12 protein-coding genes are annotated in these 14,626 nt (G+C 43.0%); 8 read left to right on the forward strand and 4 right to left on the reverse strand.

Translation table 11 applies throughout. The features are described from left to right. The first annotated feature begins 1 nt into the window (after position 1). The 8 genes from Q0688_RS18745 (at position 2) to Q0688_RS18780 (ending at position 10,923) form a co-directional block, all read left to right on the forward strand. Positions 2–931 (forward strand): ornithine carbamoyltransferase, encoded by a 930-nt coding sequence (locus tag Q0688_RS18745; protein ID WP_299080659.1) that lies wholly within the window; start codon positions 2–4, stop codon positions 929–931. A 153-nt stretch (positions 932–1,084) separates the two neighbouring features. Continuing rightward, the gene (locus Q0688_RS18750) at positions 1,085–2,332 is read left to right on the forward strand and encodes an argininosuccinate synthase (RefSeq protein ID WP_299080668.1); all 1,248 of its coding nucleotides are present in this window, start codon (positions 1,085–1,087) and stop codon (positions 2,330–2,332) included. Then, positions 2,332–3,705 carry an argininosuccinate lyase gene (gene argH / locus Q0688_RS18755; RefSeq protein ID WP_299080672.1) on the forward strand — a complete coding sequence of 458 codons (1,374 nt, stop codon included), beginning with the start codon at positions 2,332–2,334 and terminating at the stop codon, positions 3,703–3,705. The genes Q0688_RS18750 and argH overlap by 1 nt, the downstream gene beginning before the upstream one ends. A gap of 10 nt (positions 3,706–3,715) precedes the next feature. Beyond that, positions 3,716–5,026 (forward strand): amino-acid N-acetyltransferase, encoded by a 1,311-nt coding sequence (gene argA / locus Q0688_RS18760; protein WP_299080675.1) that lies wholly within the window; start codon positions 3,716–3,718, stop codon positions 5,024–5,026. A 22-nt stretch (positions 5,027–5,048) separates the two neighbouring features. Continuing rightward, positions 5,049–5,705: a peptidylprolyl isomerase gene (locus Q0688_RS18765; RefSeq protein ID WP_299080678.1), complete on the forward strand. Its 657-nt coding sequence runs from the start codon at positions 5,049–5,051 to the stop codon at positions 5,703–5,705. 51 nt (positions 5,706–5,756) lie between these two features. Then, positions 5,757–6,896 (forward strand): serine hydrolase, encoded by a 1,140-nt coding sequence (locus Q0688_RS18770; protein ID WP_299080681.1) that lies wholly within the window; start codon positions 5,757–5,759, stop codon positions 6,894–6,896. Between the two features lie 97 nt (positions 6,897–6,993). After that, positions 6,994–9,495: a TonB-dependent receptor gene (locus Q0688_RS18775; protein ID WP_299080684.1), complete on the forward strand. Its 2,502-nt coding sequence runs from the start codon at positions 6,994–6,996 to the stop codon at positions 9,493–9,495. A gap of 33 nt (positions 9,496–9,528) precedes the next feature. After that, entirely contained in the window at positions 9,529–10,923 is a 1,395-nt protein-coding gene (locus tag Q0688_RS18780; protein WP_299080730.1) for a 5-methyltetrahydrofolate--homocysteine methyltransferase, read from the forward strand. A 144-nt stretch (positions 10,924–11,067) separates the two neighbouring features. Here Q0688_RS18780 and Q0688_RS18785 read toward each other — a convergent pair whose 3' ends face one another. The 4 genes from Q0688_RS18785 to Q0688_RS18800 are packed head-to-tail and all read right to left on the reverse strand — an operon-like array spanning position 11,068 to position 14,574. Then, positions 11,068–11,661: a BON domain-containing protein gene (locus tag Q0688_RS18785; RefSeq protein WP_299080733.1), complete on the reverse strand. Its 594-nt coding sequence runs from the start codon at positions 11,659–11,661 to the stop codon at positions 11,068–11,070. Positions 11,662–11,664: 3 nt separating this feature from the next. Then, positions 11,665–12,258 (reverse strand): phosphoheptose isomerase, encoded by a 594-nt coding sequence (locus Q0688_RS18790; RefSeq protein ID WP_299080736.1) that lies wholly within the window; start codon positions 12,256–12,258, stop codon positions 11,665–11,667. 41 nt (positions 12,259–12,299) lie between these two features. Continuing rightward, on the reverse strand, positions 12,300–12,674 hold the full coding sequence (locus tag Q0688_RS18795) for a YraN family protein (RefSeq protein WP_299080740.1): 375 nt from the start codon (positions 12,672–12,674) through the stop codon (positions 12,300–12,302). Beyond that, positions 12,661–14,574 (reverse strand): penicillin-binding protein activator, encoded by a 1,914-nt coding sequence (locus Q0688_RS18800; protein ID WP_299080743.1) that lies wholly within the window; start codon positions 14,572–14,574, stop codon positions 12,661–12,663. The genes Q0688_RS18795 and Q0688_RS18800 overlap by 14 nt, the downstream gene beginning before the upstream one ends. Between the last annotated feature and the right edge of the window lie 52 nt (positions 14,575–14,626).

A 14,626-nucleotide genomic window follows, 5' to 3' on the forward strand; every position in this document is an offset into this window, starting at 1 on the left:
TATGAAACAGGATCTTCTATCATTTAAAGATTGGACAGCAGAGCAATTACACAACTTGTTGGCTTTAGCTAAAGCCATCAAAAATAACCCTGTGGGTTATCGTACTGCTTTAGATGGTTTATCGATTGTGGCATTGTTTGAGAAGCCGTCACTGCGTACTCGTGTTAGCTTTGATATAGGTATTAATAAGCTAGGTGGCCATATGGTGTATTTAGATAGCCAATCAAACAAGTTAGCTGGACGCGAAGATGTAAAAGACATGGGCGCAAACCTAGCCTGTTGGGCCGATGCCATTGTAGCAAGAGTATTTGCACACAGTACCCTAGAAGAACTAGCAGAGTCAGCAAATGTGCCTGTCATCAATGCATTGTGTGATTTGTATCACCCATGCCAAGGGGTAGCAGACTATTTAACTATAAGCGAAAATTATGACGATTTGAGCAAAGTGAAACTAACCTACATAGGTGACGGTAATAACGTCACCCATTCCCTTATGTTAGTAGGCGTTGCGTTAGGGTGTGAAGTGGTGGTTATCACACCAAAAGGGTATGAAGTGGATGAAAACATTGTCACCTTAACCCATGCTAGAGCGCAGCAATATGGTGGGAAACTCACAGTGAGCACCGACATTAACGCGGCAAATGGCTCGCAAGTGTTGTACACAGATACTTGGCTTTCTATGGGTGATGATACACCCTTAGCCGATATCAAAGACGCCTTCTCTGGTTACGAAATTAATGAAGATTTAATGATAAAAACTGGGGCTGAATATGTCATGCATTGCCAACCGGCACATCGTGACCTAGAAATAAGCGGAACTCTAATTGACAGTGATAAATCTCTACTTATGCAACAAGCAGAAAACCGTATGCATGGACAAAATGCACTTTTAGTTAAATTACTAGCAAAAGATTTTCAACCAAGAAATTAAGGGCTGCTTCGAGCTAAGTAGCAGAATGTACAAAATATTGTAGATAAAGTGTCAATAACCATTCACTTTATTAAGTTAAATAACATCAACGCAGTAATGGGTTTGCTGGTAGCTCCAAGCTAGTAACTCGCCACTGCTTTTTAAGGATCCATCATGGCAATTGCAAAAAACAAACCTATTAAGAAAGTCGTACTGGCTTATTCAGGCGGACTCGACACCTCGGCTATTATTCCTTGGTTGATAGAAACCTATAACTGTGAAGTTGTGGCTTTTGCCGCTGATGTAGGTCAAGGGGATGATGAACTTATTGGCTTGCATGAAAAAGCAATCGCCACTGGTGCCAGCGAATGTTATATCGTCGATTTAAAAGAAGAGTTTGTCGCCGACTATATCTATCCAACCATTACTACAGGCGCTGTTTACGAAGGTGAGTACTTACTTGGCACCTCTATGGCTCGCCCAATCATCGCCAAAGCCCAAGTAGAAATCGCCCGCAAAGTTGGTGCCGATGCTCTATGTCATGGTTGTACTGGTAAGGGTAATGACCAAGTCCGTTTTGAAGGAACATTTGCCGCATTAGCGCCAGATTTGGCAGTTATCGCGCCATGGCGTGAATGGGATATGGTTTCACGAGAAGACTTACTCGATTACTTAGCTGAGCGTAATATTCCGTGCTCTGCTTCATTAACCAAAATTTATAGTCGCGATGCCAATGCTTGGCATATTTCACACGAAGGGGGCGAGTTAGAAGATCCTTGGTGTGAACCTACTAAAGGGATTTGGACCATGACAGTTGATCCAGAGGATGCCCCTGACCAAGCCGAACGTATTCAGTTAAGTTTTGAAGCGGGTAAACTAACCAAAGTAAATGGCGAAAGCCTAACGCCTTATGGCGTATTAATGAAGCTAAACGAGTTAGCTGCAGCTCACGGCGTGGGTCGTATCGACATAGTTGAAAACCGTTTGGTAGGCATGAAATCTCGAGGCTGTTACGAAACACCGGGTGGCACAGTCATGATGACTGCTTATAAAGCATTAGAGTGCTTAGTACTAGATAAATCATCACTTAAATACCGCGAACAAATCGGCTTAGAGTATTCACATGTTATGTATGACGGGCGTTGGTTTACGGCATTAAATGATGCGTTACTTGCAGGTGCTGCTAGCTTCGCGCAAAAAGTTACCGGCGAAATTGTGGTTAAACTGTATAAAGGTCACGCCACAGTGGTACAAAGAAAATCGCCTAACAGTTTGTATTCTGAAGATTTTGCCACCTTTGGTGCAGATGATGTATACGATCAAAGCCATGCAGAAGGGTTTATTCGTTTATTTAGCTTGTCAAGCAGAATTGAGGCCATGAACAAAAAAGGGATGGCCTTTAAAAATACAGGTATCGAATAATGAGTTTATGGGGCGGACGTTTTCAAGACGGTAGCAGTGAAATGTTCAGAAGGGTTAACGATTCGTTGCCTTTCGATAGAGCATTAGCCAGCCAAGATATTCGTGGTTCAATTACATGGTCAAAAGCCATTTGCAAAGCGGGGGTATTAACCCAAGACGAACAACAACAACTTGAACAAGCGCTACAAGCATTATTAGTTAAAGCCGAAACTGGCACCTTAGACTTTGATGCTAGTAGCGAAGAAGACATCCATAGTTTTGTGGAAGCCACTTTAATCGAGCAACTAGGTGATGTTGCCCGTAAATTACATACTGGCCGTAGCCGTAACGACCAAGTGGCCACCGATTTTAGATTGTGGACTCGTGAACACGTTGACTTACTCATTGCTGACTTAGAAAATGTTAAAGCCTCGCTTGTAGGCACGGCAACGAATAACAAGACAGTGATTTTACCCGGTTATACCCACTTGCAGCGTGCCCAGCCGGTACGTTATCCACACTGGTGTTTGGCCTATGTTGAAATGTTTAAACGTGACATCAGTCGTTTGCACGACTTAAGAGCGCGGTTAAACCAATCACCACTGGGTTGCGGGGCTTTAGCAGGCACCACTTACCCAATTGATCGTCACGAAATTGCCAGTGATTTAGGCTTTGATAGCCCATGTTTAAATAGTCTGGATGCCGTTTCTGATCGCGATTTTGTTTTAGAGCTATTATTTGCCGCCAGCACCAGCATGATGCACATGTCACGTATGGCCGAAGACTTAATTTTCTTCAACTCTGGTGAAGCTGGTTTTATCACTTTAGGCGACGAAGTGACTTCTGGTTCATCACTGATGCCGCAAAAGAAAAATCCCGATGCATTAGAGCTTATGCGTGGTAAATGTGGCCGTGTGTTTGGCAGTTTACAAGGTATGTTGGTGACCATGAAAGGTCTACCTTTGGCTTACAACAAAGACATGCAAGAAGACAAAGAAGGGTTACTTGATGCCGTCACTCAATGGCACATATGTTTGTGTATTGCTTGTGAGGTGATCGATAGCATTAAGCTTGACTCAGAGCGCTGCGCTAAGGCAGCCCGAGAAGGTTATGCCAACGCCACTGAATTGGCAGACTACCTTGTTGCTAAAGGCATTCCTTTTAGAACCGCTCATGATATTTCCGGTCAGGTAGTACTTGCTGCACTTGAAAAGAAAAAAGCTATCGAAGAATTAAGCCTTGAAGAATTGAAACAATTATCTGGACTAATCGAAAACGATGTTTATGAAATACTGCAATTGGAATATTTAGTGGATAAACGCAGCATATTAGGTGGAACCGGTATTGATCCCGTTAGTAAAGCCCTTGCCGCTGAAGTCGCGCAACTAAAATAAGGATAAACCCGTGGTCGCCACGCACCTAGACAGCGTTAAAATCATTCGCAATTCTGCACCCTACATCAATGCTCACAGAGGCAAAACCTTTGTATTGATGTTTGGTGGCGAGGCCATAGAAGAAGCCAACTTTGCCAATATCATTCACGATATAGCCTTGTTAAATAGCTTAGGGGTGCGCTTAGTTTTGGTTCATGGTGCTAGGCCACAAATCGACCAAAGAGTGGCGCTGCGTAACTTGCCTCGTCGTTTTCATCAAGATATTCGCATCACAGATAAACAAACCCTTGAATGCGTGAAAGACGCAGCAGGATCGGTTCGCGCCGAAGTAGAAGCCTTATTAACCATGGGCCTTGCCAATTCGCCCATGCACGGCGCGCAAATTCGGGTGTGTTCGGGTAATCTAGTGGTGGCCATGCCAACCGGCGTGCGTGATGGTGTGGATTTTGAAAATACCGGTTTAGTAAGGCGCATTGATGTAGATGGTATCAACGATCACCTCAACGATGGCTCAATAGTATTGTTATCACCCATGGGATATTCATCTACCGGTGAGGTGTTTAATTTGTCTCACGAAGATGTGGCCACGCAAGCGGCTATTTCCCTTAACGCCGATAAACTCATTCTATTTAGTCAGCAAGAGGGAATAGTAAACCAACAAGGAAAACTTTTAAGAAACTTGGAGTTACACGAACTCCACAACATGATTAATCAAGCGTTTTATGCACCCGAAAAACACTCTCTACAAGCCATAGTATCGAGCTTAGAAGCAGGTATTAGCCGTTGCCATACAGTCAGTTATCGCCAAGACGGCGCGTTATTACAAGAGCTATTTACTCGAGATGGTGCGGGCTCACTTATCTCGCAAACATCTTACGAACAACTACGCCAAGCTAATATTGAAGATGTGGTCGGCATTCTAAAACTCATCAAACCGTTAGAAGAAAAGGGCATGTTGGTGAAGCGCTCCCGAGAGCACCTTGAGCAAGAAATTGAACAATTTACTTTAATAGAACGTGACGGCATGACCATAGCCTGCGCGGCTCTGTATCCATATGCAGATGAAAAAATGGCTGAACTTGCCTGTGTGGCAACCCATAACGATTACCGGGGTGGCAATCGCGGTGAGCGACTTTTAGAAGCGGTCAAAACCCAAGCTCGTAATCAAGGTTTACACTCGATATTTGTATTAACGACCGTAACAGCACATTGGTTTCAGGAGCAAGGTTTTGTTGAGGCCAGCTTAGATGAACTACCTGCCAAGAAAAAACAACTTTACAACTTCCAACGTAAATCCAAAGTGTTTAAGCTAGCGCTCTAATCATTTTTGAGATCGACTATTTATGTACTTAAAACGCATTTCGTTAATTTTCAGTGCCGCCCTTTTAAGCATTTCGCTAAGTGGCTGCGACTTATTTGAAGACCAAGCCATTAAACAAGCAAAGCAGATCATTGCCGAGCAAAAGGTGGATAAAACTAAAGAAGATTGGAAAACCACCTTATCACAACCTGACGTTTTAAATTTTAGTGCTGACAAAAGTTATCTTTGGCATTTAACGACCAATCAAGGTGATATCACCATTGAACTCATGCCCGACATCGCCCCTATGCATGTTTCCAGTACTATTTATCTAACCAAGCTAGGCGTTTACGACAACACTATATTCCACCGTATTATTCCCGGCTTTATGGCGCAAGGTGGCGATCCGGAAGGCACGGGTAGAGGTAACCCTGGTTACAAATATGCTGGGGAATATAGCGACACAGTCAAACATACTCAGGGTGGTCTATTAAGTATGGCGAACGCCGGACCAAATACTGACGGCAGTCAATTTTTCTTAACCTTTAAAGCCACGCCTTGGCTAGACGGCAAACACAGTATATTTGGAAAAGTTACCCAAGGTATGGAAGTCCTTGAAAACATGGAAAAACTCGGCTCAAGAAGCGGCAAAACTAGCGAACCAGTACAGCTCATAAAAGCGACAATAGTTGTCGAATAATTAAAGTAAAAACTCTATAGTGAACACTAATAAACCAAATAGGTGTTCACTATGTTTGCGGCTTTGCCATTTCAAGTATTAGGCTTTCTATTATTCACGGCTTCAAGCTTGGCTACACCTAGCGCCGCTATCCAATCCATTGATCAAAATTTCTCCAAGGCTATAGCGGCAGATACCCTTCCCGGCTTAAACGTCGCCATCGCGGATAAACACGGTATAGTGTGGGCCAAAGGTTATGGTTTTGCTGACGTAGAAAACCAAGTCGCCATGACCCCAAAACACAAAATGCGTATAGGCAGTATCGCAAAACTAATTACCGCTGCCGGCTTAATGCGACTATATGAACAACAGAAATTATCCTTAGACACTCCGGTTACCAAGTATGTAGAAGTGTGGCCTACACATCATGCCGCCATCAATCTCAAGCAATTAGCGAGTCATACTTCAGGTGTGCGCAGCTATAAAGATAAGGCTGAGTTTCTTCTGAATGAGCACTATTCAAGCACCTTATCTAGCCTAAACCTATTTAAAGAAGATCCATTACTTTTTGAACCTGGAACTAAACATACATACTCAACATTAGCCTATACCCTTATCGCAGCGGCCATGGAAGGGGCCGACAAAGAACGTAACTTTAAAAAAATCATTCAACAAGAAGTGTTTAATCCACTAGGCATGCAAGACAGTGCATTTGATGATCAAGCCGATATAATTGCTTACAGGCAACGTCCATACACAGTTCTCGATGGGAAATTAAGCAATGCGCCTCAATCGGACCATTCCTACAAATACGCGGGAGGCGGATTTATTGCCACACCATCAGATATCTCCCGCTTTGCCATCGCTCATAGTCAAGCTGGTTATCTCAAACCAGCAAGCCTAAAGACTATGTTTACCAAAGCGCAACTCAAAAATGGGCAAACAATAGGCTTTGGCATTGGCTGGATGATAGATTTTGATAACTACAAAAATCGCCCTAATCTAAAAGACAATACTCACGCTCATAAACTTATGGCTAGTTTCGACAATGCGGTGATGCACTCAGGTGGCAGCAACGGTGGAACCACCATGCTAATCCTCTGTCGTGATCACCAACGCAGCATTACAGTGGTAAAAAATGTAGACAACGACCCCAGTGCAGATGTGTTTTTACTAGCTCTGGAATCATTAAGTTTGTTACATACACCTTAAGCATCTTTACTGAACCATATAAAGTGATTGAATTTCTTTTTGTTACAATATAACATCTCACAAATATTGATATATTATAACATTACTAAGAGATGATATGAGAGTTAAGACCAGACTTGCAGCGCTTATCGGCGCAGCGCTTTCGCCTTATGTATTAGCACAGTCGATAGAAGGGACAGTACAAACTCAAAGCGGAACACCCATTATTGGTGCCAAAGTTGAAATAGAAGGTGCCGGCACCACTACCACAACAGACCAAAGCGGAAAATTTGTGTTTACTGCGGTAAGTCAAGGGTTGAACGAAATACACATTAAGGCCACAGGCTTCTCACATATGCATAGAGACATAAAGGTGAGTGGTAATGAAGTGGTGTCTCACACTTTTGTGGCCACTCGCACCCCAATAGAAGTGATTGATGTATCGGCCTACCCTATTCATCTTTCGTCGATGGAATCGGCAATACCAGTCAGTGTATTGGGCGGCGAAACATTACGCCGCCAGCAAGCCCCTACTCTTGGTGATACCTTAGAAAAACTGCCCGGGGTACACACAAATTTTCACGGTAAGGTAAGCAGCACCCCTATTATCAGAGGTTTAGGCGGCCCCCGCGTACTCATTACTCAAAATGGTCTTGATGTGAGTGATGTATCTAGGGTTGGCCCAGATCATTCGGTAAGCAGTGAGGCCTCAACGGCACAACAAATTGAAGTATTACGGGGCTCGGCCACACTTTTTTATGGAAGCGGTGCAATCGGTGGTGTGGTCAATGTGGTTGATCAACGTGTGCCTACCAGTAGTGATACTCAAGGTGAATGGCTACTAGAACATTCAAGCGTAGATGAGCAAAAATCGGCCTCATTTAATGCAACAACTGGCACTAAGTCTCTTGCATTTTACGCCGATGGTTTTTATCGAGAGTCCGATGATTATGAAGTGCCGGTTCAGCCTGAGCTTGAGTCAGATGGTCACGTTATTGAGCATGACAACAAGACGCACTTTAAAGTCGCCAATAGCGCTGAAGAGTCCAACGGCTTTACGTTAGGCACTAGCTACTTGTTCGAACAAGGCTACGCAGGAATATCTGTAGAGCAGTTTAACCGTGAATATGGCGTACCCGGTCATGCCCATGGTGAGGAAGACGAACATGACGATCACGGCCATAACGAAACAGCCGAGCATGAGGCGCACAGTGACGATGTCTTCGCCGATTTAGAGCAAACTAAAATTCAGCTCTTAAGTGAACTGGTGTTTGCAGATTCATTTATAAACGGCGCCAATTTTCGAGCCGGTTTTACCGACTATAAGCATGCCGAAATCGAAGCGGGCGAAGTAGGCACTACCTTTGAAAATAGTACTCAAGAAGTACGTTTAGAGCTGCTTCATCAGCCTTATGCTGGATTTAAGGGCGGCCTGAGTTTCCATTACAAAAACAGTGAGGTGGCGGCACAAGGCAACGAAGCATTTACCCCACCATCAGACACTGAGATGATTGCCTTGGCCGTAATGGAAGAACGTCATTTTGACAAGGTATTATTGCAATTTGGTGGGCGCATTGAACGTGTAACCCTTAAAACAGACGAATTAATCCTGCCAATGATAGCGGCCCATAGTCAAGAGTCAGAACAGGAAGAAGACTATGATGGACACGATACCGACGACCACAGTAATCACGGCTCAGGTAATCACAGCGATGAAGCCCAAGTACCCCGTATATTTAGTAGCGCACATAAATTCACACCCATTAGTTTGTCCGCCGGAGCGGTGTGGGATTTTGCTAAAGATTACAATCTAGGTATTTCGATTTCACACTCTCAAAGAGCCCCGTCAGCCTCTGAATTGTTGTCTTTTGGACCACACATAGGCACCCAAACCTATGAAGTGGGCGCCTTGTTTGCAGTGCACCATCATGACGGCGAAGTAGAATTTGAGCTAAGCGACAACCCTATCGACTTGGAAACAGCGAATAACATCGACCTCACCTTACGTAAAACCCAAGGCGACATTGGTTTTATTTTTAACGTTTTTTACAACCAAGTAGATAATTATTATTACCAAACGGCCACCGGATTACTGACAAGCTCTGAGCATAACGATGACGATCATGACGGCCACAACCACGGTGCAGCAGAAGACGAACACATTGGTGAGTTGCCTGTGTTTATTTTTCAAACCGATGATGTGGTGTTACATGGCTTTGAAGCGCAAGTCGCATGGCAAGTTAGCGAAGAGTTTAATGCCACAGTTTTTTCTGACTTAGTACGGGCGCGCCTTAAAGATGGCGGTAATTTACCACGCACTTCGCCCATTAGATTTGGCACCCAGTTTAGTTATCAAACAGTGGATTTAAGTGCCCACTTAGATGTCACTCACTATCAATCACAAGACAAGGTAGCCTCATTTGAAACCGCTACCAATGGCTACACTTTGGTTGATGTAGCGGTGTCCTACGACTTATCGCTATTAAATCACCAGCTTGCTGTATATCTCAAAGGTCACAACCTGACCGATACAGAGGCACGTGTACACACCTCATTTTTAAAAAATCTAACGCCCAGACCCGGTCGAAACTTTAGCCTAGGTATAAAAGGTTATTTTTAGGCAACTCTCAATTTAAAGCATTAGGAAATCACTATGACAAACCCAACTACCCGTAATTTACTTGCCATGTCAATATTATCTGCTTTGTTGTTAGGTTGCGGTAACGCAGAAACCACCATCAATGAACTTGAATCAATTGTTGTTCCTGATACTGAAACAGACGACCACACATCTGGAGATACTGACGGAGACTATATAATCAATAGTTTAGGTCGTTTAGCGGTGACCTCTACACAAAGTAATAATATCAGCCTATTAGATATCGACGATGGAAGTCTACTTGATAACTTTGCCCTAAAATACGATGGCACCAGTATTTCAGCTTCAGCAAATAACCGCTATGTTGTTCTTAATTCAAGAAACTTTGATACTGTACAATTCTTAGATGCTGGCCTGTGGCGCGAAGATCACGTTGCACACATACACGATTATCAACAAGCACCAAGTATGAGTGACTTTGAATTGAGCGGAATTAAACCTACACACCTGAGTGCCCATGAAGGCAATTTAGCAGTCTTCTATGATGGTGACAGCGAAGCAGGTTTACCCGCAGCCATACACCTTGTGTCAGACAATGATATTAATTCACAAACCACAGTCCCCACCTTCTTAGAGTACCCTGTTAATATGCATGGCGTAGCTTTGCCTCGCGGTGAATTTGTCATAGCCACGATCCGCCGTGAGGACTCAGACAACACCTCAAACAATAATACCTTACCCGATCAAGTAGCTGTTCACCATATTCATGATGAGGAGTTAGAACTAGAACAAGTGATAGATATGGCCTGCCCTGATCTCCACGGTGCAGCCCAAAATCATGAGTTTTTGGCCTTTGGATTTAGTGACGGTGTGATGGTAATTCATGATCATGATGGCGAGTTCGAAGCGCATAAAATTCCAAATATCGAAGCCATAAACAAGGTGCGGATTGGTACAATATATGGACATGAAAACAGCGAACTACTTGTAGGTATTGCCAGCACTCATGGCTCTGGTGCAGCAACAGTGCTAACGATAACTCCTGAAGAAAACGAAATGGAACTACTCGACTGGCAAGGCCTTGAAAACGCTAACCCAGTGTCATATTCATTTACTTACGATGGCGCTCATTTTGTGATCCTAGATGACCAAGGCTATGTCACCATACTCGCTGTTGAGCAACACGAAGGCCATACTCATCTAGAATTTGAAAACAGACTAAGCGTTACCGAACTTGACGTTGCTACTATGCCAGAAGGCACATCCTTTGGCATGGCTGTATCCAAAAACGATAATCATATATACGTGTCTGATCCTATGTCGCAACATATTTTACAAATCGATATAGAAACAATGAGCATAGAAGGCGATATGGAACTGGACTTTATACCCGCAGCAATTGTTTGGTTGGGCATAGCCGCAGAAGATCACGATAACGGCCACCATTAAGCTATCCCCAAAGGACGCCTAAGTTCAGGTTGCTCAGGCGTCCTTGCTGACTGCGATTAAAAGCCCCACTGGCTATAAAACATCAATCGCCACAGTTGCTATCAAGTGTTTCAATAAAGAAAAGAGGAAACACCTCTCAATCGGTTATATGGAATGGTTGGTATTGTATTCAAACGCCTTAATAACCTGCTTTACACCTTTGATGTTGCGGGTTATATCTACCGCTATTCTAGACTCCTTATCGCTCACTAGTCCCATTAAAAATACTTCACCATTCTCAACCTCAATCTCAATATGTAAGCCGTCAATACGTTTGTCGGCTATCAATTGAGTTTTTACTTTTGAGGCCAACCATGTGTCACTTGCTACAACGCTTGCTGGTATTGGTGAGCCAAGGCGAATTTGATTGTGGAGTTTTCTAATGTTTTTCACCGACATTGCCAATTTTTCGGTTTGCTGTATTAGTGTCTGAGTAGGTGCTTGGCCTACTAATAAAGCAACGCCGTTAAATACTTGAATCGTTACATTAGCCTGATGACTTATAGCTTCATTACCTGCAATAGCCACTGAAATGCGACTGGCTAATGTTGTGTCGTCAATTTGGGTACCCATTGTACGTCTATCATGGGCAACAGACGCAGCTCCCACACCCGCGCCAACGATTAACCCTGCGCAGCCTTGTATGCATAAGATTGCTGTGACAAGCAAGGGTAAATAAATTCTATTGTTTTTGCTCATATCTTACTCCTGAAAATTTTCAGGGAACAAACAGTTGTCGATCCCTTCACAAAGACTATGTACTACCAGAAAATGTACTTCTTGGATCCGCGCAGTGCGATTTGAAGGCACACGTATTTCTACGTCGTGCTGGCTAACTAATCCAGCCATTTTTCCTCCATCCATACCTGTTAAGGCAACTATCGTCATATCTCGGCTAAGGGCCGCTTCCATGGCCTTAATTACATTCTCGGAATTACCACTAGTGGATATAACAAATAAAATGTCTCCGGCTTGGCCTAAGGCACTCACTTGCTTTGAGTAGACTTCGTCGAAAGTAAAATCATTGGCTATGGATGAGACAGTCGCACCATCCGCAGTCAAAGCAATAGCCGGCAGACTAGGCCTCTCACGCTCAAATTTGTTCAATAATAATGATGAAAAGTGTTGCGCAATTACAGCGGAGCCTCCATTGCCACAACACAAAACTTTATTACCGTTAATTAAAGCATTTACCATCATGTAGGTTGCGTTTGAAATAGCTTCGGGTAATAACTCAATTGAGGCAATTTTGATTTGAATACTTTCAGTAAAATTAGCCTTAATGCTTTCTAACATAACACTCCTTTAAAATTTATAATGTCACTTGGCTAGTGTTTTCAAACACTTTTAAGCCAATTAATAATTGGCTGATGCTGGCCTTGACCTTCAATGCCAATTACATCAATTCTGTGTGGCACCACACTTGGATTAAAGTTATTTTGTTGCATGTAATACATAACCGCAGATTCAAACTTACGCTTTTTTTTGGCATGAAAAAACTCAACGGCTTTTCCATGCTGGCTGTTCTTTCGGTATTTCACCTCTACAAACACCAATTCAGTACCATCTCGCATAATTAAGTCAATTTCGCCAGAACGACATCTATAATTTTGCATAACAAAGGTCAGACCTTGTTGCTCTAAGAAGGTTCGCGCAACACGTTCGGCTTCACTGCCTATAATCGGAGATAGCGCCTGCTTAATCCAATTCAAGTAATTTCACTCGGTCTTGAGCAACTTGTGCCCAAGGCAAACGCCTGTGTACCACGCCTTTATCATCAATATTAATGTCTCCAGTTAGACCTTGACTGATCATTTGTGGAAGCGTTTTTAGTCGACGTAAATTGGGTAGTAAGTTGTAGGCATCAAACCCTAAAGCAAAAAGTCTTAGTAAGGTATCTTGCCTTTGCGGCCAAAGTTGTGTGGTTTGATTCGCTAAGGTCTGCCAATTATGATCAGGCAACATCCAAGGCATATCTGTAAAGGTTAGATTGCGAAGATCTCTCAAACTATTACTATTTAAATCAAGGCTATAGCTGCGCGAAGATGCGAACACCGACAATGATTTACGGGCGAATGGGCTAAGGCTTGCTTCAATAATAGGGTTGAGTAATCTGGTCTGTTCAGGGTTTGCAAATAGCACTATGGCATCAATATCTCGACGATTTCTTTCAACGCTAATCACTTCTACATCTGACAAGGATTCTATCTGGGCAGCACGCTCTTTACTTTGCGCCACATCCAACATTTCTGACACTCTTAATCGCATATCTTTGCTATCGGTAAATAAGGTTAAGTCTGGCGCAACGACATTTGCGTTTTCTTGCCATTGAGTAATAAAAGCCTCAGCCATCCTTTGCGTTATTGGATTTTCAGCTGCAAAGATTATGGGCCTAATTAATTGTTTACTTTGAATGTAACGCGCCAGTTGCTCTGCTTCATCTTCTGGGGCTAGGGAAAAATAATAATGCTCTGCTTCGACTATTTCTGATCCTTCAAAACGTGGCACATCTGTCGACTTAAATTCATCTAAAGAAAAGGCTTGAGCCTCTAACTGTACGCGGTTTAACGCTAACAATATCTTATCTTTGGGTAAAATTGCTGCCAATTCAATTATTTGCTGCTTGACCAAAGGCCCTAAGACCACATCAAAATCAGCCACCATAGTATTGAGTTGCTGGGGTGTTTTTAACGCCGAATCAAAAAACCGAATTTCTGGGTGTGGCTGAACATTAGGCTGATTGACTGCCTCCCGTGACAAAGTTTCAAAATAGGCGGCCAAAATTCCGTCTTTTATGGCTAAACCTTGAATGGAAAGCCGGCCTGTTAGTGGTAACAAAACGGCAATACGCTGCGTTTGTATCTGCGCAAGACGCAAGGTGTCTTGTATTGCCACAGGAAGATCAGATGCCAGTGGATGGGACACATGCAAGCCTTGCCAATTAACTATTTCTTGAAGAAATAATTCTGGTTGTAACCCGTATCGTTTGACAATGATGGCAAGCTGTAGCCAAGGTGTAAGAACTTGCTCATAAGCCACTGCCCGTTCCAATTCTTCCAAATCTAACTTTTGGATCCATTGCCACACTGCATGGGATTTTTGAGGCTCTTGAATATCTGAATCTAATAATGATGTTGCGGCTTTGAGCCATTCTTTATTGTTAATATGAAGCTGCGCTTCTAGGGCAGCGATCCTAGCTTGAAATTCATCATTATTTGCTAATTTTTCAAGAATGAGGTCGAGATGTTCAAATGGTTGCTCCACCACCAACAAATAACATTCCGCCAAAATCAGATTACCATACACCTGAAGACGTTCATCCAGTAACTCAGGCAGAAGCAGCTGTAACATTTTAATACTTTTAACACATTGTTGTTCGCTTTGTAGCGCTTCAGCGGCCTGAACTAAATACTTATTACGCTGATAGTTGTTACTAACTTGGGTGTTAAGTTGCTTGGCTTGCGCTAGATAATAATCACTATTTTTCACTATCTTGGTTATATTTTTGGTGGATTCAACCATCACTCTTTTAGCTTGCCGAGACGGACTACTGGTACAAGAAAATAAACAAAAAACAGTGATACACAATACCACTAGCACTCGAAAACTCATGGCTGAAATCCATAAAATAACTTGCTGAATAGTTTATAGTATTAGCCATAAA

This window comes from uncultured Paraglaciecola sp. (assembly GCF_937123705.1).
Taxonomy (GTDB): Bacteria; Pseudomonadota; Gammaproteobacteria; order Enterobacterales; family Alteromonadaceae; genus Paraglaciecola.

Excerpts from the sequence above, each read along its gene's own strand:
- Q0688_RS18745 (WP_299080659.1), top strand. The coding sequence starts at position 2 with ATGAAACAGGATCTTCTATCATTTAAAGATTGGACAGCAGAGCAATTA.
- argH (WP_299080672.1), top strand. The coding sequence starts at position 2,332 with ATGAGTTTATGGGGCGGACGTTTTCAAGACGGTAGCAGTGAAATGTTC.
- Q0688_RS18750 (WP_299080668.1), top strand. The coding sequence starts at position 1,085 with ATGGCAATTGCAAAAAACAAACCTATTAAGAAAGTCGTACTGGCTTAT.
- Q0688_RS18790 (WP_299080736.1), bottom strand. The coding sequence starts at position 12,258 with ATGTTAGAAAGCATTAAGGCTAATTTTACTGAAAGTATTCAAATCAAA.
- Q0688_RS18780 (WP_299080730.1), top strand. The coding sequence starts at position 9,529 with ATGACAAACCCAACTACCCGTAATTTACTTGCCATGTCAATATTATCT.
- Q0688_RS18785 (WP_299080733.1), bottom strand. The coding sequence starts at position 11,661 with ATGAGCAAAAACAATAGAATTTATTTACCCTTGCTTGTCACAGCAATC.
- Q0688_RS18800 (WP_299080743.1), bottom strand. The coding sequence starts at position 14,574 with ATGAGTTTTCGAGTGCTAGTGGTATTGTGTATCACTGTTTTTTGTTTA.
- Q0688_RS18775 (WP_299080684.1), top strand. The coding sequence starts at position 6,994 with ATGAGAGTTAAGACCAGACTTGCAGCGCTTATCGGCGCAGCGCTTTCG.
- Q0688_RS18765 (WP_299080678.1), top strand. The coding sequence starts at position 5,049 with ATGTACTTAAAACGCATTTCGTTAATTTTCAGTGCCGCCCTTTTAAGC.
- Q0688_RS18770 (WP_299080681.1), top strand. The coding sequence starts at position 5,757 with ATGTTTGCGGCTTTGCCATTTCAAGTATTAGGCTTTCTATTATTCACG.